The organism is Lysinimonas soli (assembly GCF_042655435.1).
Lineage (GTDB): Bacteria > Actinomycetota > Actinomycetes > Actinomycetales > Microbacteriaceae > Lysinimonas > Lysinimonas soli.
The window spans coordinates 814,302-840,041 of sequence record NZ_JBHSMG010000002.1; the positions used below are offsets into that span (position 1 = coordinate 814,302).

Genomic DNA, 25,740 nt, shown 5'->3' on the forward strand with positions numbered 1-25,740 from the left:
CCACTGCCATGATGGGAGCCGTGACCACGACCAGCTCACCGCCGAGCGGCGCCGACAGCACCTCATCCGGAGTCGTGCCGACCGCCGCGAGCGGGTCGACCGGATCCGGGCGCATCGGTCTGGCCACGGCATCCGCGCTCTACGTGGCGGCGGTGCTCGGCACGGGCGTTCTCGTGCTGCCCGGGCTCGCGGCGGCCGCCGCCGGGCCCGCGTCGATCCTCGCGGTGACGGTCGTGCTGCTGCTGTCGATCCCGCTGGCCGGCACCTTCGCGGCGCTGGCGGCCCGATATCCGGATGCGGGCGGCGTCGCCACCTTCGTGCGTCTGGCCCTCGGCACGACGGCAGCGCGCGCCGCGGGGTACTGGTTCTTCTTCGGCGTCGGATTCGGTGCGCCCGTCGTCGCGGCCCTCGGCGGCGAGTACCTGGTGGCCGCGCTCGGCCTCGACCGCGCGCTCGTGCCGGTGATCGGCGTCACCTTCCTCGTCGTCCCCCTCGGGCTCGCCGCCTTCGGGCTGAAGGTCAGCGGCCGGGTGCAGTTCGTGCTGTCGGCCCTGCTGGTCGCGGTGGTCGTCGGCGTGGTCGCGACCGCGGCGCCCGCGGTGCGGGCCACGAGCTTCACGCCGTTCCTGCCGCACGGCTGGGCCGGGGTCGGGCTCGCGATCAGCCTCTTCGTCTGGGCTTTCGCGGGGTGGGAGGCCGTCACGCACATCGCGGGCGAGTTCCGCAATCCGCGTCGGACGATCCCGCTGGCGACGGCCGTTGCCGTGACCGTGGTCGGGATCGCCTACCTCGCCCTGCAGTTCGTGACGGTCGGGGTGCTCGGAGCCGGCGGTGCGTCCGGCTCGGTTCCGCTGATCGACCTCGTCGCCGTCACGCTCCCCGGCATCGGCCCGATCGTCGTCGCCGTGATCGCGGCGATCGTGGTGGTCGGGGTGCTCAATGCCTACATCCCCGCGTTCGCCAACCTGGGAGCGTCGCTGGGCCGCGACGGGCACCTGCCGCGATGGATGGCGCGGGGGGCCGAACCCGGCGCGGTGCCCCGCCGTGCGCTCGCCGTCGTCGCCGTGCAGATGCTGAGTTACACCGCCATCTACTTCGGATTCGGTCTCGACCTGCAGACCTTCATCCTCATCCACACCAGCTCGCTCGTGGCCGTCTACGCCCTCGGCATGGTGTCGGCTGCGAGGCTGCTGCGCCGCGGCTCGGTTGGCTGGGTCATGGCGCTCGTGTCGATCGTCCTGACCGCAGGGCTGCTGGTGCTCGCCGGATGGCACCTCGTCGTTCCGGCTACGCTCGCCCTGGTGGCCGTCTCGGTGACCGTGATCCGGAGGTTCCGTGCCCGTGCCCGACGTCCCTGAGTACCGCGCGCACCTCGATGCGCGCATCGAGTTCGCGAACGGCGGCGGACTGACCGCCGAGGGGTTCCGTCTCGATCTTCCGTCGGCGGATGTCGACGAGGATGCCGTCGCCCGACTCCTGGTGCGCCACCTCGGGCTCGCCCTGGTCGACTCGGTGCGCATCGAGAAGCTGCGGATCGTCGAGGAGCCGCACCGCGGCTCCCGCGGGGTCGAGACCCGGCCGACCGCATCCGGCGCCCGGCGCGTCGTCGACCTGAGCCACGTCATCCGCGAGGGAATGGTGACCTACCCGGGCCTGCCCGCACCCGCGTTCACCCCGCACCTCACCCGCGAGCAGTCGATCGGGCGCTACGCCCCCGGCACCCAGTTCGCGATGGACATCGTCACGATGATCGGCAACACCGGCACCTATCTCGACAGCCCGTTCCACCGCTACGCCGACGGCGCCGACCTCGCAGGGCTCGTACTCGAGACGCTGGTCGACCTGCCGGCCGAGGTGTTCCATCTCGGCGACGTCGCACCGGGGGGCGACGGGCGTCGCGACATCCCAGCGAGCGTGTTCTTCGACCGCGAGTTGCGCGGTGGTGCGGTGCTGCTCGACACCGGATGGAGCCGGCTGTTCGGCACCGCCGACTACGGTCACGGCGCGCCCTACCTGAGCGCGGAGGCGGTCGGGTACCTGGTGGAGCAGCGGGTCGCCCTGGTCGGGATCGACTCCCTCAACATCGACGACACCGAGTCGGGCGGCGAGCGGCCGGCGCACTCCGGGCTGCTCGCGGCGGGCATCCACGTGGTCGAGCACCTGACGAACCTCGCGTCGCTGCCGGCCCGCGGGGCGCTGTTCACCGCCGCGCCGCCCGCGATCGAGGGTTTCGGTACCTTCCCGGTGCGGGCATACGCGCGAATGTGACAAAACCGGCTCGATGGAGTCTTGTCACAAAGCGTGCATAATGGTCGGCAGCCCGCAGCCGCGGTGCACGCAGCGAGCGTCGCCACGGTGTCGGGCATCGCCGAAGAAGTCGGGACGCCAGTGACCACGGAGCCGAGCACGAGCCGCGCCCCCAACATCCGCGATGTCGCGCGGGTGGCCGGCGTCTCGTACCAGACCGTCTCGCGGGTGCTCAACGATTCGCCGAACCTGCGCGAGACGACGAAGCAGCGCGTGCTCGAGGTGATCGAAGAGATCGGCTACCGTCCCAACCAGGCCGCTCGCGCCCTCGTCACGAGCCGGTCGAAGGTGATCGGGGTGCTCGTCGCCACCCGGGCAGCGGCCTACGGGGTGCAGACGATCCTCTACGAGATCGAGGATGCGGCGCGCGCCGCCGGCTACCGGATCGCGATCGCCACGACCCCGAGCGACGAGCAGTCGGTGCGCGCGGCCCTCGCCCAGCTCGAGGGGCAGGCCGTCGAGGCCGTCGTCGTGGTCGCACCGCAATCCCGGGTGTTCGATCTGCTCACCACGACCCCGCTGCGGGTTCCGTTCGTGATGCTCGACTCGTCGCGGCGCGACCTCGGGCACAGCGTCGCGGTCGATCAGTTCGAGGGCGCGCGCCTGGCCACCCGGCACCTCATCGAGCTCGGGCACCGGCGGATCATCCACCTGGCCGGTCCGCAGGACTGGATCGAGGCGGAGGCGCGCATGCAGGGCTACCTGCGCGAGATCTCCGACTCCGAGCTCATGGTCCGCCCGCCCGTGCTCGGCGATTGGACCGCGGAGTTCGGCTATCGCGCGGGGCGCGAACTGCTCGCGGGAGAGGACTTCACGGCCGTGTTCTGCTCGAACGACCTCATGGCGCTCGGACTGCTGCACGCGTTCCGCGAGGCCGGCATCCGGGTGCCCGAGGACGTCAGCGTGGTCGGATTCGACGACATCCCGGAGGCGGCGCACTACTCGCCGCCCCTCACCACCATCAGGCAGGACTTCGCCGAGGTGGGCCGCCGCTCGATCGGCCTGCTGCTCGCCGAACTGGGTTCGGGCGGCCAGCGGCACGTCGAACCCATCCGCCCCGAGCTCGTGATGCGCTCCTCCACCGCGCGGATCGGAGCCCGCGTATGACCGCCGTCGACGCCGCGACGCCCCTCGTGCCGGCCGCGCGCGAGGCGAACATCCTCGAGATGCGCGGCATCTCGAAGGTGTTCCCCGGGGTCAAGGCGCTGTCCGACGTCTCGATCTCGGTCGGGGCCGGTCAGATCCACGCCATCGCCGGCGAGAACGGCGCGGGCAAGTCCACCCTCATGAAGGTGCTGTCGGGGGTCTACCCCTACGGCAGCTACTCGGGCGACATCGTCTACCGCGGGCAGCTGCAGCGGTTCCGCAACGTGGGGTCGAGCGAGGCCGTCGGCATCGTGACGATCCACCAGGAGTTCGCGCTCATCCCCGAGCTGACGATCACCGAGAACATCTTCCTCGGCAGCGAACTCGCCCGGGGCGGCGTCATCGACTGGCACGAGCAGCATCGCCGGGCCGCCGAACTGCTCGAACGCGTCGGATTGCACGAAGACCCCAAGACCCGGATCAAGCACATCGGGGTGGGCAAGCAGCAGCTCGTCGAGATCGCCCGCGCGCTCCACAAGGACGTGCAGCTGCTGATCCTCGACGAACCGACGGCGACCCTCAACGGACGGGACTCGCAGCATCTGCTCGAGCTGATCCTCGGCCTCAAGGAACGCGGCGTCAGCTCGATCATCATCAGCCACAAGCTCAACGAGATCGAGCAGATCGCCGACTCGATCACGATCCTGCGCGACGGCCACACCATCGAGACGCTCAACGTGAAGGCACACGAGGTGGATGAGGACCGCATCATCCGCGGAATGGTCGGGCGCAGCCTGCAGAGCCGCTTTCCCGACCGAGATCCCAAGATCGGCGAGGTGTTCTTCGAGGTGCGCAACTGGACGGTGCGCCATCCGCAGGTGCCGGAGCGCCTGGTCTGCAACGACGAGAGCTTCGCGGTGCGGCGGGGCGAGATCGTCGGCCTCGCCGGGCTGATGGGGGCCGGCCGCACCGAGCTCGCCATGAGCGTCTTCGGCCGTTCCTACGGCAGCTACGTGTCGGGGTCGATCATCAAGGACGGGCGTGAGATCGTGCTGAGCACGGTCTCGGACGCGATCCGTCACGGCATCGCCTACCTGAGCGAAGACCGCACGACGCTGGGACTCAACCTGCTCGACGACGTCAAGGACTCCATCGTGGCGGCCAAGCTCGGCAAGATCTCGCGGGCGGGACTCGTCGACGACATCGAGCAGCGGCGCGTCGCCGACAGCTACCGGCGCGGTCTTCGCATCAAGACGCCGACGGTCGACGAGGGAGTGAGCTCGCTCTCGGGCGGCAACCAGCAGAAGGTCGTGCTGGCGAAGTGGATGTTCACCGACCCCGATCTGCTCATCCTCGACGAACCGACCCGCGGCATCGATGTGGGTGCCAAGTTCGAGATCTACGGCATCATCCAGCAGCTCGCGGCGCAGGGGACCGGGATCGTCCTGATCTCATCGGAACTCCCGGAGCTGCTCGGGATCTGCGACCGGATCTACACGATCTTCGAAGGCAGGATCACCAATGACCTGCAGACGGCGGATGCCGATCCCGAGACCCTCATGCGCAGCATCACGACCACTCAGAAGAAGGCGACATCCCGATGAGCGACCACGACCCCGCCGCCCGGACCTTCCGGTTCACCGATCTGCGCAAGGTCTTCGGTGCCGGCCAGTCGTCGGGACGGCAGTTCGGCATCCTGGGCGCCCTCGTCGCCATCATCGTGCTGTTCCAGGTGCTCACCGGCGGCAAGACCCTCGACCCGATCAACCTGCTCAACCTGGTCAACGGCAACGCCTACGTGCTGATCCTCGCGATCGGCATGGTCATGGTCATCATCGCCGGCCACATCGACCTCTCGGTCGGCTCGGTCGCCGCCTTCGTCGGCATCATCGTCGCGCTCTCGATCAGCAGTTGGCACTGGCCCTGGCCGTTCGCGCTGCTGCTCGGGCTCGGCGTCGGCGCCCTCGTCGGCGCCTGGCAGGGGTTCTGGGTCGCCTACGTCGGGGTTCCCGCGTTCATCGTGACGCTCGCGGGCATGCTCATCTTCCGCGGGGCCAACCAGTTCGTCGGCAACTCGACGAGCGTCGGCCTGCCCGCCGGCAACAGCTTCGCGTTCATCGGCAGCGGTTACCTGCCCGACCCGGCCTGGGGGGTGCAGCTGAACCTCTGGACCGTCGTGCTCGGCGGGCTCGCCGCGCTCGCCGTGATCGTCCGCGAGGTCGTCGGCCGACGACGACTCGGACGCATGGGTGCCGAGGTGGCGCCGCGCTGGGTGAGCGTCACGAAGGTCGCCGTGCTCGTCGCGGTGATCGCCGCGACGACCTACCTGTTCGCGCACGGTCCGGTCAACACGAGCTTCCCGATCGCCGGGCTGATCCTCGTCGCCCTCGTGATCGGCTACTCCTTCCTGTCGAACCGCACCATCATCGGGCGCCACATCTACGCGGTCGGCGGCAACTGGCGCGCGGCGGAGCTCTCGGGCGTGAAGATCCGTCGGGTGAACTTCTTCGTCATGATGAACATGTCGATCATCGCGGCGCTCGCGGGCGAGATGTGGGTGGCCCGGGCCGCGGCATCCGGGCCCGGCGACGGAATCGGCTGGGAGCTCGACGCGATCGCCGCGGTGTTCATCGGCGGCGCCGCCGTCTCCGGCGGGATCGGCACGATCGTCGGCTCGGTGGTCGGCGGCCTGGTGATCGCGGTCCTCAACAACGGACTCGCCCTGCTGGGCGTCAGCTCGGATCGGGTGCAGATCATCAAGGGTCTCGTGCTACTGATCGCGGTCGGCGTCGACGTGTACAGCAAGCGGCAGGGGCGGCCCTCGATCATCGGCCGCTTCCAGCGCCGTAGCGCCATGGCCGAGTCCGACGACTCATCCACCGCCGACTCCGACGCTCGACGTTGAGCCGCCGTATCCGAGTTCCCCCCGTTTCTCAGAGAGAGATCCCCATGCTGAAGACCGTCCTGGCGGCACTGACCGTCGGCACCGTGACGGCGCTGGCGCTCACCGGGTGCACCTCGCGGTCCGAGGCGGCCGCGAGCGCAGCGGCGACCGGATTCCCCGCCCACGCCGTCGTCGGGGTCGCCCTGCCCGACAAGACCAGCGAGAACTTCGCGATCGCGGGCAAGCTGTTCACCGACGGGCTCCGCAGGGCCGGTTTCACCCCCGATGTGCAGTACGCCCCGGCGACCAACACCGTCGCCGAGCAGCAGAACCAGATCGAATCGATGATCACCAACGGCGCCAAGGTCATCATCATCGGGGCGAAGGACGGCAGCCAGCTCTCGACGCAGGTCGCCGACGCGACCGCGGCGGGGGCCGTCGTGATCGCCTACGACCGGCTGATCCTCAACACCCCGAACGTCGACTACTACGTCGCCTACGACAACGAGCGGGTCGGCGAGCTGCAGGGCCAGGCACTGTTGGACGGGATGAAGGCCAAGTACCCGAACAACACCAGCTACAACATCGAGCTGTTCGCCGGCTCTCCCGACGACAACAACGCCGGGGTGTTCTTCCGCGGTGCCATGAAGGTGCTGCAGCCCAAGATCGATGACGGGACCCTCCGGGTGGTGTCGGGCCAGACCGACTTCAAGCAGGTGACGACCCAGGGCTGGCTCGCGCAGAACGCCCAGAGCCGCATGGACACCCTGCTGGCCGGCTTCTACGCCACGACCGAGCTGGACGGCGTGCTGTCGCCGAACGACACGCTCGCGCGCGCGATCCTGCAGTCCATCAGCACCGCAGGCAAGCCCTACCCGATCGTGACGGGCCAGGATTCGGAGGCCGACTCGGTGAAGTCGATCATGGCCGGCATCCAGTACTCGACCATCAACAAGGACACTCGCAAGCTCGTCGCCGAGGCGATCAAGATGGTCGGCGAGCTGCAGAGGGGCGAGAAGGTCGACGTGAACGACCCGGGCTCGTACGACAACGGGGCCAAGACCGTGCCCACGTTCCTGTTGCCTCCGCAGCTGGTGACCCGCGCCAACGCCGCGCAGTCCTACCGGGGCGACCCCGCGCTCGAACCGCTCACGCGCGGCTAGGGGGCGCGGTCGACCGGCACGCCGCGCCTCGATCTCGACGTCCCGCTAGCCTGACTGCTCAGGAGGGCCCATGACGGACGAGGCGCGACGCGGACCGACGATGCACGATGTCGCGCGCCTGGCCGGCGTCTCGCACGTGACCGTCTCGCGGGTGCTCAACGACTACCCGAGCATCCGGCCCGGCACCCGCGAGCGCGTGCTGGCGGCGATCCGCGAACTCGGCTACCGTCGCAATCTGGCGGCGCGCACCCTGGTCACCTCACGGTCGCGGGCGATCGGGGTGCTGGCCCCCGCCGTTCCCCAGCACGGGCCGGCGAGCAGCGTGCTCGCCGTGGAATCGGCGGCACGGGCGCACGGATACCACCCCCTCGTCACCGCCGCCGCCGTCGACCGCGACGCGACGGTCGCGAGCCTGAACTTCTTGCTCGATCAGGCCGTCGAGGCGCTCGTCGTGATCGCACCGCACGAGAGCGTGCTGGCCGCGATCCACGAACTCGAGCTCACCGTGCCCTTCGTGACCCTGCAGGCGCCCGAGCAGGAGTCGGGGGTCGGGGTGGATCAGGTGGCGGGGGCGGCGCTCGCGACCGGCCATCTGATCGGGCTCGGTCACCGCCGCATCCAGCACGTCTCCGGCCCGCGTTCGTACCTCGAGGCGGCTGCTCGGCGCCGCGGGTTCGAGCAGTCGATGACCGCCGCGGGTCTCGAGCCCGGCCGCGTCGTCGAGGGGGACTGGACGGCGGAGTTCGGCTACCGGGCGGTCGCGCTCCTCGACCCCGCGACGACTGCGGTGGTCGCCGCCAACGACCAGATGGCGATCGGGGTGATCGCCGCCCTGCTCGATGCCGGGCGCTCGGTGCCGGGCGAGGTGAGTGTCGTCGGATTCGACGACGTTCCCGAGGCGGAGTTCGTGCGGCCGTCGCTGACGACGGTGCACCAGGATTTCGACGAGGTCGGGCGCCGGGCGATCGAGGTGCTCGTCGCGGCCCTCACCGGGGCGGAGCCGCCCGCCCGGCAGCCGATCGAACCCTGGCTCGTCGTGCGCGCCTCGACGGCCCGGGTGGCGGCCGACCTTCGTTAACGTTAACATTCGGATACCCCGACTCGACGAGGAGAACCATCGCTCATGAGCGACGAGCACGCGCCCGGACGGCCCACGACGGACTCCGGCGATTCCGGCGTCGAGGCGTCGATCGCGCGAGTCCGCGCCGAGGTGGCGCGACTGCACGGCGAATTGGTCCGCTACGGACTCGTGGTCTGGACGGGAGGGAACGTCTCTGGGCGGGTTCCCGGCACCGACTACTTCGTGATCAAGCCGTCCGGGGTGTCGTATGACGACCTCAGCCCCGAGAACATGATCCTCTGCACCCTCGACGGCGCCGTGGTCCCGGGCACCCCGGGAAGCGACCGTAGCCCGTCGAGCGACACCGCCGCGCACGCCTACGTCTATCGCGAGATGCCCGAGGTCGGCGGCGTCGTGCACACCCATTCGAGCTATGCCGTGGCCTGGGCCGCGCGCGGCGAAGAGATCCCGTGCGTGATCACGGGCATGGCCGACGAGTTCGGCGGACCGATCCCGATCGGTCCCTTCGCGGTCATCGGCGACGACTCGATCGGACGCGGGATCGTCGAGACCCTCCGCGGGCATCGTTCCCGCGCGGTGCTGATGCAGAATCACGGGCCGTTCACGATCGGGATCACGGCGAAGGACGCGGTCAAGGCCGCGGTGATGTGCGAAGACGCCGCGCGCAGCGTGCACCTCGCCCGCCAGGCGGGACCCCTGATCCCGATCCCGCAGGAGAAGATCGACAGCCTGTACGCCCGGTACCAGAACGTGTACGGGCAGAGCGGCGACGCGCGACGATGAGCGCCGAGGTCATCTCCTCCGGTCGCGCCGTCCTGGGGATCGAGTTCGGGTCGACCCGGATCAAGGCGTGTCTCATCGGCGACGACACCGCGACGGTGCTCGCGGCGGGAGCGTTCGAGTGGGAGAACGACTTCGTCGACGGCATGTGGACGTACCCGATCGACGCCGTGTGGTCGGGGCTGCGGGCGGCGTACGCCGATCTGCTCTCCGACATCGAGAGCCGCTACTCGGTGATACCGAGCTCGTTCGCCGGCATCGGCGTCTCGGCGATGATGCACGGCTACCTCGCGCTCGATGCGGCGGGAGAGCTGCTGGTGCCCTTCCGCACCTGGCGCAACACGACCACGGCCGACGCGGCCGCAGAACTCACCGGACTGTTCGGGGTGAACATCCCGCTTCGGTGGTCGATCGCGCACTTGCATCAGGCGGTGCGCGACGCCGAGCCGCACGTGGCCCGGATCGACTCCCTGACGACCCTTGCAGGCTACGTGCACGGCCGGCTCACCGACCGTCGGGTGCTCGGCGTCGGCGATGCCTCCGGGATGTTCCCCATCGACCCGGCCACGGGCGACTACGACGCCGACTTCCTGGCCCGTTACGACCGGCTCGTCGAGGGCGGCGCCCTGCCCGCACCGCTTCGCGAGCTGCTGCCCGAGGTGCTCACCGCGGGGGAGCAGGCCGGCCGGTTGACGGCCGAGGGCGCCGCGCTGCTCGACCCGAGCGGGCGGCTGCTACCGGGCGCTCCGTTCTGCCCGCCTGAGGGGGATGCCGGCACCGGGATGGTCGCGACCAACGCGGTGTCGCCGCGCACCGGCAACGTCAGCGCGGGCACGAGCATCTTCGCCATGGTCGTGCTCGAGCGTCCTCTGCAGCGCGAGCACGCCGAGCTCGACGTCGTCACGACCCCGGCGGGCAGTCCCGTCGCGATGGTCCACTGCAACAACGGGGCAAGCGAGCTGGCGGCATGGGTCGGCATGTTCCACCGCTTCGCGGCAGCGTCGGGCTCGCCCCTCGACGCCGACGCCGTCTACGACACCCTGTTCGGTGAGGCGCTCCTGGCCGAAGCCGACGCCGGAGGGCTTCTCGCCTACAACCACCTCGCGGGGGAGCCGATCGCCGGTCTGACCGAGGGACGCCCGCTGTTCGTCAGGACGCCCGACAGCCGCTTCACCCTGGCCAACGCGATGCGTGCCCAGCTGTACGGCGTCTTCGGCACGCTGAGCCTCGGCATGCGCGTGCTCGCCGACGAGGGGGTCGAGCTCGACCGGATGTATGCGCACGGCGGCATGTTCCGCACCGCCGGCGTGGCGCAGCGCTTCCTCGCCGCCGCACTGGATGCGCCGGTGGCCGTCGCCGAGACCGCCGCGGAGGGCGGCGCGTGGGGGATGGCCGTGCTCGCCGCCTTCGCCGTGTCCGGAACGGACCTCGATCTCGCCGGCTACCTCCAGCGGCATGTCTTCGCGGGGTCCGAGCCGGTGACCGCCGACCCAGCCCCCGCCGACGTCGCCGGCTTCGCCTCCTACCTCGACCGCTACCGCGCCGGCCTGGAGGTCGAACGCGCCGCGGTCGTCGCCCTTGCGCCGACTCCTCCCGCCACCACCCCACCCGAAAGGACGAGCCGATGAGCCGCTCGATCATCCCCGAGCTGACGACCCGCGAGGTCTGGTTCCTGACCGGCAGCCAGGGGCTGTACGGCGAGGAGACGCTGCGGCAGGTCGCCGAGCAGTCGCAGGAGGTCGCCCGGGTGCTGGGCGCGAGCTCCGACATCCCGGTGACGATCGTCTGGAAGCCGGTGCTGACCGACAGCGCCGCGATCCGCCGGGCCGTGCTCGACGCGAACGCCGACGATTCGGTGGTCGGCCTGATCGCCTGGATGCACACCTTCAGCCCGGCCAAGATGTGGATCGCGGGCCTCGACGCCCTGCAGAAGCCGCTGCTGCACCTGCACACCCAGGCGGACGTCGAGCTGCCGTGGGGCGAGATCGACTTCGACTTCATGAACCTCAACCAGGCCGCGCACGGCGACCGCGAGTTCGGCTACATCGAGTCGCGTCTCAACGTGCCGCGCACGACCGTGGTCGGCCACGTCTCGGACCCGACCGTCACCGCGCGCGTGGGCAGCTGGACCCGCGCCGCCGCCGGACGCGCGGCCACCCGCGGCATGAAGCTCGCCCGCTTCGGCGACAACATGCGCTTCGTCGCCGTGACCGAGGGCGACAAGACCGAGGCCGAGCTGCGGTTCGGCGTGCAGGTCAACACCTGGGGCGTCAACGAGCTCGCAGATGCGGTCGCCGCGGCGCCCGAGACGGCGGTCGACGAGCTGATCGCCGAGTACCTCGAGGCCTACGACATCGTTCCCGAACTGCTGCCGGGTGGGGCGCGACACGAGTCGCTGCGCGATGGCGCGCGCATCGAGGCCGGTCTGCGGAGCTTCCTCGAAGCGGGCGACTTCCACGCCTTCACGACCAACTTCGAAGACCTCGGGGCGCTCAAGCAGCTCCCCGGTCTCGCCGTGCAGCGGCTCATGGCCGACGGCTACGGCTTCGGGGCGGAGGGCGACTGGAAGACCGCGGTGCTGGTGCGCGCGGCATCCGTCATGGGCGCCGGGATGCCCGGCGGTGCGAGCCTCATGGAGGACTACACCTACGACCTCACCCCGGGCCGAGAGCTGATCCTGGGCGCGCACATGCTCGAGGTCTCCCCGAGCCTGACGACGGCCAAGCCGAGCCTCGAGATCCACCCGCTGGGCATCGGCGGCAAGGACGACCCGGTGCGTCTGGTCTTCACGGCGGATGCCGGGCCGGCCCTGGTGGTCGCCCTCAGCGACATGCGCGACCGCTTCCGGCTCGTGGCGAACGTCGTCGAGAACGTGGCACTGCCGCAGCCGATGCCGAAGCTGCCGGTCGGGCGTGCGGTCTGGAAGCCGGCACCCGACTTCCGTACCTCGGCGACCGCCTGGCTCACGGCGGGAGCCGCGCACCACACCGTCATGACCACCCAGCTCGGGGTCGAGGTGTTCCGCGACTTCGCGGCGATGTCGCGCGTCGAACTGCTCGTCATCGACGATGACACCACCGTCGAGGGCTTCGGCCGGGAGGTGCGCTGGAACGCCGCGTACTACCGGCTCGCCCAGGGGATCTGACCGGGGCGCCGGAGTCGGCGCCCCTCAGAACCGGAAGACCGCGCCCTCGTGCCGGATGGTCGCGGCGGCGTGGTGCATCGCCGTCCGCAGCACCGTCCGCCACCCCTCGGCGTCGTCCGGTTCGCCCTGGATCATCGCGGCGCACACCACGGCGAAGGTCGCGTCACCCGCGCCCATGGTGTCGACGATCTCTCCGTCGATCGCCACGATGGCCTGCCGGATGGAGCCGCCGGGCAGGTGCAGCTCGGCGCCGCCGGCTCCGTGGGTGACGAGCAGCCGACGCACCCCCGATTCGAGCAGCCGGCCGACCGCCCGCGGCAGGTCCGTTCCGTAGAGCAGGTGCAGATCCTCGTCGCTGACCTTCACCAGTTCCGACTCGCGGGCGACCGACTCGAGCCCGCGCACGAAGGCGGCGCGATCTGTCAGCAGGCCCGTGCGGGGGTTGGGGTCGATCAGCAGGACGCCCTGCGGTTGTCGGTCGAGCCCGAGCAGCTCCGCGACCTGGCCCTCGTCGTCGAAGGGGAATCCGCTGATCACGATCGTCCCGGCCCGTTCGAGCAGTCGCCGCACCTCGCGGTCGAACCGGATCGCCCGGTGCCGCGAGGCCCAGTTGAAGGAGTACCGCGGTTCGCCGTCGGACCGATCGGAACGGGCGATCCCGGTGCCGAACGGAGCGGGACTCCAGCGGTGCTCGACGCGGTAGCGATCGAGGTGGGCGCGCAGCAGGGCGCCGGCGGGGTCGTCGCCGACCATCGCCAGCAGGGTCGAATCGACCCCGAGCAGGCTCAGCCCGACGGCGACGTTGAGGGCGGAGCCGCCGGGTTCGCGGCGTGCGTTCCCGTCGTCGCGCACGAGCTCGTCGACCAGGGCGTCCCCGATCACGACGGTCGACCGCTCGCTCATGACGCCCTCGGGGGGATCTCGCCCGAGCCGCGGGTCACGAGCGTCACGGGAACGATCTCGGTGCGTGCGTCGCCGGCCTCGCCGTCGAGTCGGGCGAAGACCCGCTCGGCCGCGATCCGTCCCATCGCGTACGGGTCCTGCGCGACCACGGTGATCCCGGGTTCGATGATGTCGGCGAGGGGGATGTCGTCGAAACCCACGAGGGCGACCGCGCGCTGCAGACCGAGATCTCTCAGCGCCTTGAGCGCCCCGATCGTCACGAGGTTCTGACTCGTGAACAGCGCCGTCGGGGCGTCGTCGTCGGTCATCATCCGCTGCACGGCCTGGTACGCGGCCGCCTCGTCGCTCAGATCCTCCAGCACGCGGGCGTCGGCCGCGATGCCCGCGGTCGACATGGCCTCCCGGTAGCCGCGCAGGCGCTCCTGCGCGGTCCAGAGGGTGTGCATGTCGCCGAGGTAGGCGATCCGCCGGTGACCGCCGGTGGCGAGATGCCGGGTGGCCAGTGCCGCCCCGCTGGCGTTCTCGCTCACGACGGTGTCGGCGAGGATGCCCGAGGGCAGGCGGTCGACGAAGGCCAGCACGGTTCCGCGTTCCTGCTCGCGGACGAGGTAGCTCTGGTCGCGCCGTACGGTCGTGAGGATGAGCGCGTCGACGCGTCGGCGCAGCATCTCGCCCACGATCTGCGTCTCGCGCTGCGGGTCGTCGTCGAGGCTCGAGGTGAACACCGCGGTCCCGCGGCGACCGGCGACATCTTCGACGGCGCGGCTCATGGCGCCCGAGAAGGGGTTGGCCACGTTGCCGACCACGAGGCCCAGGGTGTGCACCCGGCGCGCGGATCGCTTGAGGTTGCCGGCGTTGATGTCGGGGCGGTAGTCGAGCCGCTCGGCGGCGTCGAGCACCTTGCGCATGGTCTCGGGCCGCACGTTGGGTTCTTCGTTGATCACGCGCGAGACGGTCTTGAGCCCGACCCCGGCCAGGGCCGCGACATCGCGCATCGTCGCGTGCGGTCTTACGCGCTGCTGACTTGAAGACACCGGTGTCATCACTTTCGGTTGAAAATCACGTTCGGCTTGACTGTACAGGGTCGGAGGGGTTAGACCTAGTCATTGACACCGTTGTCAGGCGGTGAGTGTCCATCACAGATATGAGGAGATTCAATGCTGAATCGCACGAAAGTCCGCCCCGCCATCGCGCGGCTCGCCGTCGGCGCCATCGCGCTCACCGCGGCCGCCACGATGCTGGCCGGCTGCTCCGCCGGCGCCTCGTCCAGCGGCAAGGTCGGCGTCGCGCTGATCGTCAAGACGACCTCGAACCCCTACTTCGTCTCGATGGAGGATTCCGCCAAGGCGGCGGCCGCCAAGGACGGCGTCAGCCTCACCCTCGCGGCCGGCACCAAGGACGGCGACACCGACACTCAGATCACCGCGATCGAGAACGCCATCTCGCGCGGTGACAAGGGCATCCTGATCACCCCGAACGGCCCCGCGGTCAACAACGAGATCCAGAAGGCGCGCAAGGCCGGTCTCTACGTGATCGCCCTCGACACCCCGCCCGACCCGGCGAACACCGTCGACATCACCTTCGCGACCGACAATTTCGCCGCGGGTCTCGCGATCGGCAAGTGGACGGCGGCGCAGCTCGACGGCAAGAAGGCGACCATCGCCCTCGTCGACCTCTTCTCGGACCAGGTCGTCTCGGTCGACTACAACCGCGATCAGGGATTCCTGACCGGTCTGGGCGTGCCCACCAACGACATCAAGAAGAACGGCGACGAGAGCCCGACCGGCAGCTACACCGGAGGCAAGGGCGGCCAGTACGAGATCGTCGGCAACCAGCCGTCGCAGGGGGCCGAGGACGGCGGTCGTACCGCCATGGAGACCCTCCTGTCGAAGAACTCGAACATCAACGTCGTCTACGCCATCAACGAGCCGGCCGCGTACGGCGCGTACCAGGCCCTGAAGGCCGCGGGCAAGACGGATGGCGTGTTGCTCGTCGCGATCGACGGCGGCTGCTCGGGCGTCGGCTACGTCCAGCAGGGCATCATCGGCGCGACGAGCCAGCAGTACCCGGGCGACATGGCCACCAAGGGCATGGAAGCCATCGTGAAGCTCGCTAAGGACGGCACCAAGCCGACGACGAGCGCGGGCCTTGACTTCTTCAACACGGGGTCCAAGCTGATCACGGACAAGCCGGTCGACGGCCTGCCGAGCATCACGAGCGCCGACGGAGCCAAGCTCTGCTGGGGTAAGTAGACACCAGACACGGGAAGGGCAGGGCCCACGAGCGGCGCTGCCCTTCCCGATCCCACCAGGACAACGACGTACCGGAGACCACCCATGAGTCAATCGCCCGCCATGCTGCCGACCGGGCAGATCGATCTGGCGCAGGAGTTCCTGCGCCGCCGCACGCCGCTGAGCGTGGTCAAGGGTGTCCTGCACCGGTACCCCGCCATCAGCCCCGGCGTGGTGCTCGTCGTCGCGGTGGTCATCTTCGGCCTCATCAACCCGCGCGTGCTCGCGGGCACCAACCTGTCGCTGATCACCCAGCAGGTCGCCGTCATCGGCACCCTGGGGGTCGCGCAGACGCTCGTCATCCTCACGGCGGGCATCGACCTCTCGGTCGGCGCGATCATGATCTTCGCCTCGATGACCATCGGGCAGGCCGCCGCGAGCAAGGGCGTGCCCGTCGTGCTCGCCCTGCTGCTCGGTCTCGTCGTCGGCGTCGCGGCCGGGGCCCTGAACGGGACCCTCGTCACCCGTCTCAAGCTCCCGCCGTTCATCGTCACGCTGGGCACCCTGAGCATCTTCACCGCGCTGACCCTGCTCGTCTCGAACGGGGCCACCATCCAGGGCACGGCGATGCCGGACCTGGCAACCTGGACCGGCGACACCTTCCGGGTCTTCGGCGTCGACATCACCTTCAGCGTCGTCATGATGCTCGTGCTCTACGTCGTCATGGCGTTCGTGCTCGGCCGCACGGCATGGGGGCGACACGTCTACGCCGTGGGCGACGACAAGGAGGCCGCCCGCTTGAGCGGCATCCGGGTCAACCGCGTGCTGCTGAGCGTCTACGTGGTCGCCGGGGCGATCCTCGCGCTGGGAGCCTGGATCCAGATCGGCCGGTCGTTCGCCGCGAGCCCCAACGCCGCCGCCGATGTCAACCTCGACTCCATCACCGCCGTCGTGATCGGCGGCACGAGCCTCTTCGGCGGACGCGGCACGATCTGGGGCACCCTGCTCGGTGCCCTCATCGTCGGCGTGTTCCGCAACGGCCTGGCGCTGGCCGGCCTGGACGTGCTCTACCAGACCCTCGCGGTCGGCGTGCTCGTCATCGTCGCGGTCGCCATCGACCAGTGGATCAGAAAGGCTCAGAAATGACCATCACCACCCCCACGGAGGCCGAGCCGACCACGCAGAACGGAACGCCGGTTCTCAAAGCGACCAAGCTCGTCAAGACCTACGGACACGTCGTCGGCCTCGACGGAGTCAGCCTCGAGCTCTACGCCGGAGAAGTGCTGGCGATCATCGGTGACAACGGCGCGGGCAAGAGCACCCTGGTCAAATGCCTGACCGGGGCCGAGATCCCCGACGAGGGCACGATCGAGCTCGATGGGCATCCTGTGCACTTCCGTCGTCCGCAGGATGCGCGCGAGCTCGGCATCGAGACCGTCTATCAGTCGCTCGCCGTCTCGCCCGCGCTCGACGTCGCCGCGAACCTGTTCCTGGGGCGTGAACTGCGCAAGCCCGGCATCCTCGGATCGGTCTTCCGCGTGCTCGATCGCAAGCTCATGCGCGAGCGGGCGGCCGCCGAGCTGTCGACGCTCGGGATCTCGACCCTGCAGGACGTCACGGTGCCGGTCGAGAACCTCTCGGGCGGCCAGCGCCAGGCGGTCGCGGTGGCGCGTGCGGCGGCCTTCGGGTCGAAAGTGGTCGTGCTCGACGAGCCGACCGCGGCGCTCGGGGTGCGCGAGTCGAACCAGGTGCTCGAGCTGATCACCACGCTGCGCAGCCGAGGCGTTCCCGTGATCCTGATCAGCCACAACATGCCGCACGTCTTCCAGGTCGCGGATCGCATCCACATCCAGCGCCTCGGAAAGCGGGCCGCGACGATCACGCCGAAGTCGCATTCGATGACCGACGCCGTCGCGATCATGACGGGAGCGTCGGTCGGGTGAACCCCCGCAGGGTGCTCTACGCCGAGATCGTGGCGGCGCCGGGCCGCGACCGCGAGGTCAGAGCGCTGCTGTCGGAGCTCACCGCGGTGGTGCGCGCCGAACCCGGCAACGTGCTGTTCGAGCCCTCGGAGCGGGAGGATCGCCCCGGTCACTTCTTCGTCTACGAGGAGTACCGCGACGCCGAGGCGTTCGCCGCGCACATCGCGTCCGAGGCCTCGGTCGAGTTCAATCGGCGGCTCGGCCCCCTGGTCGAGGGCGGGGCCTCGCGGCTGACCCGGTTGGCCCCGCTGCCGGGCTGAGCCCCGGTCAGGAGTCGGCGATGCCGCTGAGCAGCGCGCAGGCGCGGGCGATCACGCGCTGATCCTCGGGGCTGAGCGCCCGCAGCTGGCCGTCGAGCCAGGCGTCGCGCTGGGTCCGCGTCGCGCGGGCGAGTTCGGCACCGTCGGGCGTCGTGCTGAACAGCACCTTCCGGCGGTCGCTCGGATCGGGGGTGCGGATCGCGTAGCCCGCCGAGGTGAGCCGGTTCACGCTCTGACTCATCGACGCGGGAGCGACCTGGCCGTACTCGCTGAGCTCGGTCAGGGTCTGCGGACCGTTCTTGTACAGCCAGTTGAGCACGTCCAGTGCGGCGTCTCCGAGGCTGCCCTCCGGGCGTTCGCTGCGGAACCGGCGGTACAGGCGCCCCACCGTCGAGCGCACCTGGGCGCCGAGGCCGGGGTCGGCACCGTGATCGTCGGCGGAGGGATCGGCGGCGTGCGGTCGACTCCGACTTGCGTTCGCATCCATGGGTGATTAGTCTACCTAAAAGAAAGTCTTTAGTGAACCTAAAGATCGATTCGCCTCGATCGATCCGCCTCTTCCTCGGAGCACGCCATGTCGTCACCCGCCACCGCCAGCAACCCGCTCGCGACGAGAGCACCCTTCTCGTGGCGGTTCACCGCGCCCCTGTTCATCGGATCGGCGTTGAATCCGATCAACAGCTCCATGATCGCGACCGCGCTCGTGCCGATCGCCACCGGCCTGGGCGTGCCGATCGGTCAGACCGCATCCCTGGTCACAGCCCTCTACCTGGCCAGCGCGATCGCGCAGCCGACGGCGGGCAAGCTGGCCGCGGTGTTCGGCGCGCGTCGGGTGTTCCTCGTCGGCATCATCCTGGTGCTCCTCGGCGGGGTGCTCGGCGGGGTGGCCCAGAATCTGTCGATGGTGCTGATCGCCCGGGTGCTGATCGGCTTGGGCACCTCCTGCGCGTACCCGTCGGCGATGATGCTGATCCAGCGCCGCGCCGCAGTGGCCGGGATGGCGAAGCCGCCGGGGAGCATCCTCGGGGGTCTTCAGATCGCCGCGCTCGCCACCGCGGCGCTGGGTCTTCCGATCGGCGGCGTCCTCGTCGAGACGGTCGGATGGCGATGGGTGTTCCTCGTCAACGTCCCCGTGGCCCTCATCGCCCTGGCCGCGGCGGTGATCTGGATTCCGCGCGATCCGGCGGTCCCGACGCCGCGCAGCGCTCGCGGAATCCTCTCAAGCATCGATCTGAGCGGCATCGTCGGCTTCGCTCTGGCGATGTCCGCGCTGCTCGGATTCCTGTTCTCGCTGCAGGATCCGAACTGGATCCTGCTCGCGGCGGCCGTGCTCCTCTTCGTCGCGCTGACCTTCTGGGAACTGCGGGCGGCGTCCCCGTTCCTCGACGTGCGTCTGCTCGTGCGCAACGCGGCGCTCACCCGCACCTACCTCCGCTTCGCCCTGGTCGCCCTGTGCGTCTACGTCGTCATGTACGGAATCACCCAGTGGATGGAGGCCGCCCGCGGCATGTCCGCCCTCAGCGCCGGGCTGCTGCTCCTGCCGATGAGCGTGATCTCGGGCATCGTCGTCGTCCCGATCTCGCGCCGCAACCTCGTGCGCGGCCCCGTGATCGTCGCCGCGGTCGCCAGCCTCCTCGGCTCGGTAGGGGTGCTGCTGCTCACCTCGGATACCGGCATCGTGTGGATCGTGCTGATCACGGTGATCTTCGGCGTCGTGCTCGGCACCGCCTCCAGCGGCAACCAACTCGCGCTCTACCTGCAGGCACCGTCCGAGCAGCTCGGCGTCGCATCCGGGCTGTTCCGCACCTTCGGCTACCTCGGCTCCATCGCCTCCTCCGCGATCACGGGCATCGTCTTTCGCACCGCCGCCGACGACAGCGGCGTTCGCACCATCGGCCTGATCATGATCGGCGTCAGCCTCGTCACCATCGCCTTCACGGTCTTCGACCGCACGCTCCGCACCACCCACCGCGAAACGACCCAGGCCTGAAGCGGCCAGAAAGAAGCGCACCCGACCATGCCCGCCAACCCCCTCGGCCTCCTGCTGCGCAATCGGCGCGCCGGACACCACACGCTCGCCTGGGCGAATCCCGAGCTCCAGGCACCCGAGACCTTCACCCTCAGCAGTCCGGCATTCGAGCACGGAGCCCCGATTCCCGAACGCCACCGCGGCAGGGTGCGCGGCCCGAACATCTCACCCGAGTTGAACTGGACGACACCTCCGGCAGAGACCCGAGAGCTCGTGCTCATCGTGCAGGACCCCGATGCGCCCCTCGGCAAACCGGCCACCCACGCCCTCACGCTCGGCATCGACCCGGCCCTGCACGGCATCCCCGAGAACGGGCTGACCGACCCCAGCCCCCTCCGCGGGCTCAGGCACGGCAAGGGCGGCCTCGGCCGGCGCGGCTACTCGGGCCCGCTTCCGATCCGCTCCCACGGACCCCACTCCTACGTCTTCCAGCTCTTCGCCCTCGATCGGCGGGTCGACCTGCCCGAGACCTTCACCCTCGACGACACCATCGACGCGATGACGGGGCACGTCATCGCGCGCGCCCGGCTCGACGGAAGCTACGAGATCCGGTGAGCCGGCACGGCGACGCGCTGACGGCGGGTACCGGCAGCGCTCTGGGTGACGGCTCCTAGGCGCCGGTCCTAAGCGCCGGTCGCAGCGCGGTGTGCGGCGTACTGCCGGCGGATGACCGGCCGCGGGTCGCTCGCCGGGCTCGCTGCGAGCGCGATCGGCCACGCGGGGCGCGCCCCGGTGAGGGCCCAGGCGGCTTGTGCGGAGGCCCCGAACGCGACGTACTCGCCCGGGGTCGGCACCACGACCGGCACCGCGAAGATCTGGGCGGCGATCGTGGCGACGGCCGGGTTCTGGGCGGCGCCGCCGATCAGCAGGATGCGTGAGGCCTGCACCCCCTGCGCCCGCACCGCGTCGAGTCCGTCGGCGAGGCCGCACAGCATCCCCTCGATCGCGGCGCGCGCCAGGTTCTCGCGGGTCGTCGAGGCCAGGGTCATGCCGAACAGGGTGGCGGTGGCATCCGGAAGGTTGGGGGTGCGCTCGCCCTCGAAGTACGGCTGCAGCACGAGCCCGTTCGCGCCGGGCTCGCCGGCCAGGGCGAGGCGGCCGAGCTCGTCGTGGTCGACGCCGAGCAGTCGCGAGATCGCGTCGAGGATGCGCGCCGCGTTGAGGGTCGCGACCAGCGGCAGGAAGCGGCCGCCGGCATCCGCGAAGCCCGCGACGGTTCCGCTGGCATCGGACGGCGCCGCGTCGGTGACCGCGAAGACGGTGCCGCTCGTGCCGATCGACACGACCACGTCGCCGCTGCGAGCGTCGAGTCCGAGGGCCGCGGCGGCGTTGTCGCCGGCCCCGGGCCCGATGACCAGCGAGGCGGGGATGCCGGGGTGGTCGGCGGAGGTGCCAGCCGAGTCGCCGGGCCCGAGCACCCGCGGGAGGATCGCGTCGTGGCCGAGTGCCGCGACGAGCAGCTCGCGGTCGTAGTGCTCCTGCGCGGGGGACCAGTACCCGGTGCCGCTCGCGTCGGAACGGTCGGTGACGAGCTCGTCGAGGGCCGGGCCCCCGGCGCTCTCGCCCGACGGTCCGAAGCCGCGCAGTCGCCAGGTCAGCCAATCGTGCGGCAGCGCGACGGCCGCAACCCGGGCGGCATGGTCGGGCTCGGCGTCACGCAGCCAGCGCAGCTTGGTGATCGTGAACGACGCCACCGGAACGCTGCCGGTGCGCGCGGCCAGCTCGGCAGCGCCGAACTCGGCGGTCAGCGCGGCGGCGGCGTCGGCCGAGCGGGTGTCGTTCCACAGCAGGGCCGGGCGGATGACGCGGCCCGCGTCATCCAGCACCACCATGCCGTGCTGCTGGCCCCCGATCGACACGGCGGAGACGTCGTCGAGGCCGCCCGCGTCCGCGACCGCGGCGAGCAGGGCGCTCCACCAGGCATCCGGATGCACCTCGGTGCCGTCCGGATGCGGGGCGCGCCCCGTCCGCACGATCGCGCCGCTCTCGGCGTCCCGGATCACCACTTTGCAGCTCTGGGTCGAGGAGTCGACGCCTGCTACGAGTGTCATTCGAATTTCCGCTCTCGTCGGCGTGCTGGGACGTCGGTCGTACCGCACCACGCGCGCGTGGTCGCAGACGCGTCGGCGTCTGCGATCAGCGCGCGCCCATCAGGTGCTCGGTGGCCAGCTGCTGCAGGCGCACGAAGCCGAAGCCCTTGCCGCCGAGGTAGGCGCCCGTGTCGAGGTTCCAGGCGGAGTCGTCCGCGAGCAGCTGCTCGTAGCCCTCGCCCTCGGCCAGTGTCGGCTGCGCGAGCTCGGCGACCTTCGAGGCCTTCAGGGCCTCCTGCACCTCGGGGTCGGCGCGGAAGGCCGCGGCGCGCTCCTTGAGCAGCAGGTAGGTGCGCATGTTGGCCGCGGCGGAGTCCCAGACCCCGGTCTCGTCCTCGGTGCGGCTCGGCTTGTAGTCGAAGTGGCGCGGGCCGTCGTAGCTCGGGCCGCCGTTGACGCCGCCGTTCTCGAGCAGGTCCACGAGAGCGAAGGCGTTGTGCAGGTCGCCGTGGCCGAAGACCAGGTCCTGGTCGTACTTGATGCCGCGCTGGCCGTTCAGGTCGATGTGGAAGAGCTTGCCGTGGTACAGCGCCTGGGCGATGCCCGAGGCGAAGTTCAGGCCGGCCATCTGCTCGTGCCCGACCTCGGGGTTCAGGCCCACCAGCTCGGGGTGCTCGAGCGAGTTGATGAAGGCGAGCGCGTGACCGAGCGTCGGCAGCAGGATGTCGCCGCGCGGCTCGTTCGGCTTCGGCTCGATCGCGAAGCGGATGTCGTAGCCCTTGTCGAGCACATACTGGCTCAGCAGGTCGACGGCCTCCTTGTAGCGCGACAGCGCGGAGCGGATGTCCTTGGCCGCGTCGTACTCGGCGCCCTCGCGCCCGCCCCACATCACGAAGGTCGTGGCGCCCAGCTCGGCGGCCAGGTCGAGGTTGCGCAGCACCTTGCGCAGCGCGAAGCGGCGCACGGCGCGGTCGTTGCTCGTGAAGCCGCCGTCTTTGAAGACCGGCTGGCTGAACAGGTTCGTGGTGATCATCGGGACCACCAGGCCCGTGGCGCTCAGGGCGCCCTTGAGGCGGTCGATCTCGTGCTGGCGCTCGGCGTCGGTCGACCCGAAGGCGAACAGGTCGTCGTCGTGGAAGGTCAGGCCGTAGGCCCCCAACTCGGCGAGCTTCTCGACGGCGTGCACGGTGTCGAGGTGCGGGCGGGTCGGGCCGCCGAACGGGTCGGCCCCGTTGTAGCCGATGGTCCAGAGTCCGAAGGTGAACTTGTCTGCGGGGGTGGGAGTGGCGGCCACGAGGTCCTGCTTTCAGCTACGTCGATGATTGTTGGGAGTTACAACATATTAGGCCCCGGGGCGCCGAGGGACAAGTGGATGTCATCCTCGGGGAGCGGGACCGGTGCTGGCGCGCACGATCAGCTCGGCGCGAAGGTGCAGATGCTGGGCCACGTTGTCGCCGCGCATGAGCTCGAGCAGCATCTCGAGCGCGCGTCCGCCCATCTCTCGCAGCGGCTGCGCCATCGTGGTGAGCGGCGGCGTCGCGGCGGCGGCCTCGGGCACGTCGTCGAAGCCGATCACCGACAGCTCCTCGGGCACCCGGATGCCGAGCTCGGCCGCCACGCTCAGTACGCGGATCGCCGACAGGTCGTTCGCCGCGAAGATCGCCGTCGGCCGGTCGGGCCGGGTCAGCAGTTCACGGGCCGCGTCGTCGGTCTCGGGCGCGCGGTAGTTGCCGTCGCGGACCAGCTCGGGGTCGAAGGCGATGCCGGCCGCGGCGAGCGACTCGCGGTAGCCGGCCTCGCGCAACTGCGCCGATTCGAGGTCGACGCGTCCCCGGATGTGCGCGATGCGGCGATGCCCCAACGCGATGAGGTGATCGGTCGCCGTGCGCGCGCCCGCCACGTTGTCGGACCCGACCGTGGACGGGCCGCCCTGGCCGGTGTGCGGGTCGATCGCGACGACCGGGATCGACGTCGTGGTCATCAGCACCGTGGGGGTGACGATGATGGCGCCGTCGATCAGGGTTCCGGCCAGCCGCGACAGCGAGCGCAGCTCCCATCCCACCCGGCTTTCGCCGCCGCCGGGCCCGGAATAGGCCAGCAACTCGTACCCGGAGCCCGCATTCGCCGCCGCGATCGCCTTCAGCAACTCGGTCGAGAACGGCTCGAACTCGGCGACCAGGATGCCGATCACGTTGGTGCGGCGGCGACGAAGCGAGCTGGCGACCAGCGAGCTCTCGTAGCCGAGTTCGGCGACGACGCTCAGCACCCGGGTCGAGGTCGCCTCGGCCACTCCGTAGCGTCCGTTGATGACCTTCGAGACCGTGGCGACCGAGACGCCGGCGACGCGCGCGACGTCGTGGATCGTCGCCCTCGGCATGGTCTCGGTGCTCACGGGGCTCACGTTACCGCAGCCCGCATCGCCTGGGGCCGGGGATCACGTGCCCCCGTGAAATGGGATAGAAAACGTTATCGATATCGTTTGACAAATTTCGCCGACGCGTGGCAGAGTCGCCCCGACGGCCATCCGCGCTGTCTGGTCAACGACGACAAGAGGAGTCTCAACAATGAGAAGGAAATTGCGCGGCGCGGCCGCCGTCGCCATCGGTGCGGGCGTCGCCCTCCTGGCGGCCGGGTGTGCAGCCGGCTCCGGCTCATCGAGCGATGGCAAGGTCACCCTGACCTTCTGGCAGAACTCGACGACGGGCCCGGGGCAGGCGTTCTGGAAGACGACGATCGCCGACTTCGAGAAGAGCCACCCGAACGTCACCATCAAGATGCAGTCCATCCAGAACGAGGATCTCGACGGAAAGCTGCAGACGGCGCTGAACTCGGGGAGCGCGCCCGACATCTTCCTGCAGCGCGGCGGCGGCAAGATGGCGGCCATGGTCAAGGCCGGTCAGGTGATGGACATCAGCAGCCTGATCACGCCCGCCACCAAGTCGGCCGTGGGCGCCGGCGCATTCGCCGCGGAGCAGATCGACGGCAAGACCTACGCGATGCCCGTCGACGTGCTGCCCGAGGGCATCTTCTACAGCAAGGACCTGTTCGCCGCGGCGGGGATCACCTCGGTTCCCACCACCTTCGACGAGCTCAACACCGCCATCACCAAGCTCAAGGCGACCGGCGTGGCTCCCGTGGCCGTCGGCGCCAAGGACGCCTGGCCCGCCGCCCACTGGTACTACAACTTCGCGCTGCGCGAGTGCAGCCAGAGCGTGCTGAACACTGCGGCCAAGACCCTCAAGTTCGACGACCCCTGCTGGCTGGCCGCCGGCAAGGACGTGGATGCGTTCAACAAGACCAAGCCGTTCAACGACGGCTTCCTCACGACCGCCGCTCAGCAGGGCGCCGGAAGCTCGGCCGGCCTGCTCGCCAACCACAAGGCCGCGATGGAGCTCATGGGTGCCTGGGATCCCGGAGTGATCGCCTCGCTGACCCCCGACCAGAAGCCGCTTCCCGACCTGGGATGGTTCCCCTTCCCCTCGGTCAAGGGCGGAGCCGGCGCCGAAGGCGCGATCATGGGCGGCGTCGACGGGTACTCCTGCTCGGCCAAGGCCCCCAAGCAGGCCTGCGCCGACTTCCTGAACTACATCGTCACGCAGTCGGTTCAGGAGAACTACTACAAGGGATTCAACGCTCCGCCGGTCAACACCGCGGCCCAGAGCATCGTCACCGAGAGCTACCTCAAGTCGGTGCTCGAGGCATACTCGAAGGCCCCGTACGTCTCCCAGTACCTCGACACCAACTACGGCCAGAACGTCGGCAACGCCTTGAACAAGGGCGTCGTCGACCTGCTCGCCGGCTCGGGCACGCCCGCCGACATCCTGAAGGATGTCAGCGACGCGGCCGCGAAGGGCTGATT

At 70.0% G+C, this 25,740-nt stretch carries 23 protein-coding genes; 17 read left to right on the plus strand and 6 right to left on the minus strand.

All coding sequences use genetic code 11. From position 1 onward, the window contains the following. The first annotated feature begins 11 nt into the window (after positions 1–11). The 10 genes from ACFPJ4_RS11535 to araA all read left to right on the plus strand — a co-directional run bounded on the left by ACFPJ4_RS11535 (position 12) and on the right by araA (position 12,446). The gene (locus ACFPJ4_RS11535) at positions 12–1,358 is read left to right on the plus strand and encodes an amino acid permease (protein ID WP_386740572.1); all 1,347 of its coding nucleotides are present in this window, start codon (positions 12–14) and stop codon (positions 1,356–1,358) included. Next, positions 1,342–2,268, plus strand: a complete 927-nt coding sequence (locus ACFPJ4_RS11540; RefSeq protein ID WP_386740573.1) for a cyclase family protein — start codon at positions 1,342–1,344, stop codon at positions 2,266–2,268. The genes ACFPJ4_RS11535 and ACFPJ4_RS11540 overlap by 17 nt, the downstream gene beginning before the upstream one ends. A 120-nt stretch (positions 2,269–2,388) precedes the next feature. After that, positions 2,389–3,414, plus strand: a complete 1,026-nt coding sequence (locus ACFPJ4_RS11545; protein WP_386740574.1) for a LacI family DNA-binding transcriptional regulator — start codon at positions 2,389–2,391, stop codon at positions 3,412–3,414. Then, complete coding sequence (mmsA, locus tag ACFPJ4_RS11550; protein WP_386740575.1) at positions 3,411–4,997, plus strand: multiple monosaccharide ABC transporter ATP-binding protein; 1,587 nt, start codon at positions 3,411–3,413, stop codon at positions 4,995–4,997. Before ACFPJ4_RS11545 ends, mmsA begins: the two co-directional genes overlap by 4 nt. Continuing rightward, on the plus strand, positions 4,994–6,298 hold the full coding sequence (gene mmsB, locus ACFPJ4_RS11555; protein ID WP_386740576.1) for a multiple monosaccharide ABC transporter permease: 1,305 nt from the start codon (positions 4,994–4,996) through the stop codon (positions 6,296–6,298). Before mmsA ends, mmsB begins: the two co-directional genes overlap by 4 nt. 44 nt (positions 6,299–6,342) lie before the next feature. After that, positions 6,343–7,440, plus strand: a complete 1,098-nt coding sequence (locus ACFPJ4_RS11560; protein WP_386740577.1) for a substrate-binding domain-containing protein — start codon at positions 6,343–6,345, stop codon at positions 7,438–7,440. Between the two features lie 70 nt (positions 7,441–7,510). Further along, positions 7,511–8,518, plus strand: a complete 1,008-nt coding sequence (locus tag ACFPJ4_RS11565; protein ID WP_386740578.1) for a LacI family DNA-binding transcriptional regulator — start codon at positions 7,511–7,513, stop codon at positions 8,516–8,518. A 45-nt stretch (positions 8,519–8,563) separates the two neighbouring features. Next, entirely contained in the window at positions 8,564–9,304 is a 741-nt protein-coding gene (locus tag ACFPJ4_RS11570) for an L-ribulose-5-phosphate 4-epimerase (RefSeq protein ID WP_386740579.1), read from the plus strand. After that, positions 9,301–10,929 (plus strand): xylulokinase, encoded by a 1,629-nt coding sequence (locus ACFPJ4_RS11575; RefSeq protein WP_386740580.1) that lies wholly within the window; start codon positions 9,301–9,303, stop codon positions 10,927–10,929. Before ACFPJ4_RS11570 ends, ACFPJ4_RS11575 begins: the two co-directional genes overlap by 4 nt. Continuing rightward, a complete protein-coding gene (gene araA / locus ACFPJ4_RS11580; protein WP_386740581.1) occupies positions 10,926–12,446 on the plus strand; it encodes an L-arabinose isomerase in 1,521 nt (506 codons plus the stop codon). The genes ACFPJ4_RS11575 and araA overlap by 4 nt, the downstream gene beginning before the upstream one ends. A 24-nt stretch (positions 12,447–12,470) precedes the next feature. On the opposite strand, the gene ACFPJ4_RS11585 is transcribed toward araA, so the two are convergent. Together ACFPJ4_RS11585 and ACFPJ4_RS11590 are read right to left on the minus strand one after the other, a co-directional pair. After that, positions 12,471–13,349, minus strand: a complete 879-nt coding sequence (locus tag ACFPJ4_RS11585) for a carbohydrate kinase family protein (RefSeq protein WP_386740582.1) — start codon at positions 13,347–13,349, stop codon at positions 12,471–12,473. Further along, positions 13,346–14,344 (minus strand): LacI family DNA-binding transcriptional regulator, encoded by a 999-nt coding sequence (locus tag ACFPJ4_RS11590; protein ID WP_386740583.1) that lies wholly within the window; start codon positions 14,342–14,344, stop codon positions 13,346–13,348. The genes ACFPJ4_RS11585 and ACFPJ4_RS11590 overlap by 4 nt, the downstream gene beginning before the upstream one ends. Positions 14,345–14,506: 162 nt before the next feature. Here ACFPJ4_RS11590 and ACFPJ4_RS11595 point away from each other — a divergent pair, with 162 nt between their 5' ends. From ACFPJ4_RS11595 to ACFPJ4_RS11610, 4 genes are all read left to right on the plus strand, one after another. Then, on the plus strand, positions 14,507–15,601 hold the full coding sequence (locus tag ACFPJ4_RS11595) for a substrate-binding domain-containing protein (RefSeq protein WP_386740584.1): 1,095 nt from the start codon (positions 14,507–14,509) through the stop codon (positions 15,599–15,601). 84 nt (positions 15,602–15,685) lie between these two features. Then, positions 15,686–16,726, plus strand: a complete 1,041-nt coding sequence (locus ACFPJ4_RS11600) for an ABC transporter permease (RefSeq protein WP_386740585.1) — start codon at positions 15,686–15,688, stop codon at positions 16,724–16,726. After that, the gene (locus ACFPJ4_RS11605; RefSeq protein ID WP_386740586.1) at positions 16,723–17,523 is read left to right on the plus strand and encodes an ATP-binding cassette domain-containing protein; all 801 of its coding nucleotides are present in this window, start codon (positions 16,723–16,725) and stop codon (positions 17,521–17,523) included. The genes ACFPJ4_RS11600 and ACFPJ4_RS11605 overlap by 4 nt, the downstream gene beginning before the upstream one ends. Further along, positions 17,520–17,822: a putative quinol monooxygenase gene (locus ACFPJ4_RS11610; RefSeq protein ID WP_386740587.1), complete on the plus strand. Its 303-nt coding sequence runs from the start codon at positions 17,520–17,522 to the stop codon at positions 17,820–17,822. Before ACFPJ4_RS11605 ends, ACFPJ4_RS11610 begins: the two co-directional genes overlap by 4 nt. Before the next feature lie 7 nt (positions 17,823–17,829). Here the strand turns inward: ACFPJ4_RS11610 and ACFPJ4_RS11615 are convergent, their stop codons facing one another. Continuing rightward, on the minus strand, positions 17,830–18,309 hold the full coding sequence (locus tag ACFPJ4_RS11615) for a MarR family winged helix-turn-helix transcriptional regulator (RefSeq protein WP_386740588.1): 480 nt from the start codon (positions 18,307–18,309) through the stop codon (positions 17,830–17,832). Between the two features lie 87 nt (positions 18,310–18,396). Between ACFPJ4_RS11615 and ACFPJ4_RS11620 the strand changes: the two genes are divergently transcribed. Together ACFPJ4_RS11620 and ACFPJ4_RS11625 are read left to right on the plus strand one after the other, a co-directional pair. After that, positions 18,397–19,812: an MFS transporter gene (locus ACFPJ4_RS11620; RefSeq protein WP_386740589.1), complete on the plus strand. Its 1,416-nt coding sequence runs from the start codon at positions 18,397–18,399 to the stop codon at positions 19,810–19,812. 27 nt (positions 19,813–19,839) lie between these two features. After that, positions 19,840–20,406, plus strand: a complete 567-nt coding sequence (locus tag ACFPJ4_RS11625; protein WP_386740590.1) for a YbhB/YbcL family Raf kinase inhibitor-like protein — start codon at positions 19,840–19,842, stop codon at positions 20,404–20,406. A 68-nt stretch (positions 20,407–20,474) separates the two neighbouring features. Here ACFPJ4_RS11625 and xylB read toward each other — a convergent pair whose 3' ends face one another. From xylB to ACFPJ4_RS11640, 3 genes are all read right to left on the minus strand, one after another. Further along, positions 20,475–21,902 carry a xylulokinase gene (xylB, locus tag ACFPJ4_RS11630; protein ID WP_386740591.1) on the minus strand — a complete coding sequence of 476 codons (1,428 nt, stop codon included), beginning with the start codon at positions 21,900–21,902 and terminating at the stop codon, positions 20,475–20,477. Between the two features lie 85 nt (positions 21,903–21,987). Then, positions 21,988–23,175 carry a xylose isomerase gene (gene xylA / locus ACFPJ4_RS11635; protein ID WP_386740592.1) on the minus strand — a complete coding sequence of 396 codons (1,188 nt, stop codon included), beginning with the start codon at positions 23,173–23,175 and terminating at the stop codon, positions 21,988–21,990. An 81-nt stretch (positions 23,176–23,256) separates the two neighbouring features. Further along, a complete protein-coding gene (locus ACFPJ4_RS11640; RefSeq protein WP_386740631.1) occupies positions 23,257–24,258 on the minus strand; it encodes a LacI family DNA-binding transcriptional regulator in 1,002 nt (333 codons plus the stop codon). Positions 24,259–24,445: 187 nt separating this feature from the next. On the opposite strand from ACFPJ4_RS11640, the gene ACFPJ4_RS11645 reads away from it, so the two are divergent. Then, complete coding sequence (locus ACFPJ4_RS11645) at positions 24,446–25,738, plus strand: ABC transporter substrate-binding protein (protein ID WP_386740593.1); 1,293 nt, start codon at positions 24,446–24,448, stop codon at positions 25,736–25,738. The last annotated feature ends 2 nt before the right edge of the window (positions 25,739–25,740 follow it).

Coding starts and splice junctions, on each gene's coding strand:
- ACFPJ4_RS11595 (WP_386740584.1), top strand. CDS start 14,507: ATGCTGAATCGCACGAAAGTCCGCCCCGCCATCGCGCGGCTCGCCGTC.
- ACFPJ4_RS11565 (WP_386740578.1), top strand. CDS start 7,511: ATGACGGACGAGGCGCGACGCGGACCGACGATGCACGATGTCGCGCGC.
- ACFPJ4_RS11640 (WP_386740631.1), bottom strand. CDS start 24,258: ATGCCGAGGGCGACGATCCACGACGTCGCGCGCGTCGCCGGCGTCTCG.
- ACFPJ4_RS11575 (WP_386740580.1), top strand. CDS start 9,301: ATGAGCGCCGAGGTCATCTCCTCCGGTCGCGCCGTCCTGGGGATCGAG.
- araA (WP_386740581.1), top strand. CDS start 10,926: ATGAGCCGCTCGATCATCCCCGAGCTGACGACCCGCGAGGTCTGGTTC.
- ACFPJ4_RS11535 (WP_386740572.1), top strand. CDS start 12: ATGGGAGCCGTGACCACGACCAGCTCACCGCCGAGCGGCGCCGACAGC.
- ACFPJ4_RS11605 (WP_386740586.1), top strand. CDS start 16,723: ATGACCATCACCACCCCCACGGAGGCCGAGCCGACCACGCAGAACGGA.
- ACFPJ4_RS11560 (WP_386740577.1), top strand. CDS start 6,343: ATGCTGAAGACCGTCCTGGCGGCACTGACCGTCGGCACCGTGACGGCG.
- mmsB (WP_386740576.1), top strand. CDS start 4,994: ATGAGCGACCACGACCCCGCCGCCCGGACCTTCCGGTTCACCGATCTG.
- ACFPJ4_RS11590 (WP_386740583.1), bottom strand. CDS start 14,344: ATGCGCGATGTCGCGGCCCTGGCCGGGGTCGGGCTCAAGACCGTCTCG.
- ACFPJ4_RS11620 (WP_386740589.1), top strand. CDS start 18,397: ATGTCGTCACCCGCCACCGCCAGCAACCCGCTCGCGACGAGAGCACCC.
- ACFPJ4_RS11570 (WP_386740579.1), top strand. CDS start 8,564: ATGAGCGACGAGCACGCGCCCGGACGGCCCACGACGGACTCCGGCGAT.
- ACFPJ4_RS11600 (WP_386740585.1), top strand. CDS start 15,686: ATGAGTCAATCGCCCGCCATGCTGCCGACCGGGCAGATCGATCTGGCG.
- mmsA (WP_386740575.1), top strand. CDS start 3,411: ATGACCGCCGTCGACGCCGCGACGCCCCTCGTGCCGGCCGCGCGCGAG.
- ACFPJ4_RS11585 (WP_386740582.1), bottom strand. CDS start 13,349: ATGAGCGAGCGGTCGACCGTCGTGATCGGGGACGCCCTGGTCGACGAG.
- ACFPJ4_RS11615 (WP_386740588.1), bottom strand. CDS start 18,309: ATGGATGCGAACGCAAGTCGGAGTCGACCGCACGCCGCCGATCCCTCC.
- xylB (WP_386740591.1), bottom strand. CDS start 21,902: ATGACACTCGTAGCAGGCGTCGACTCCTCGACCCAGAGCTGCAAAGTG.
- ACFPJ4_RS11645 (WP_386740593.1), top strand. CDS start 24,446: ATGAGAAGGAAATTGCGCGGCGCGGCCGCCGTCGCCATCGGTGCGGGC.
- ACFPJ4_RS11625 (WP_386740590.1), top strand. CDS start 19,840: ATGCCCGCCAACCCCCTCGGCCTCCTGCTGCGCAATCGGCGCGCCGGA.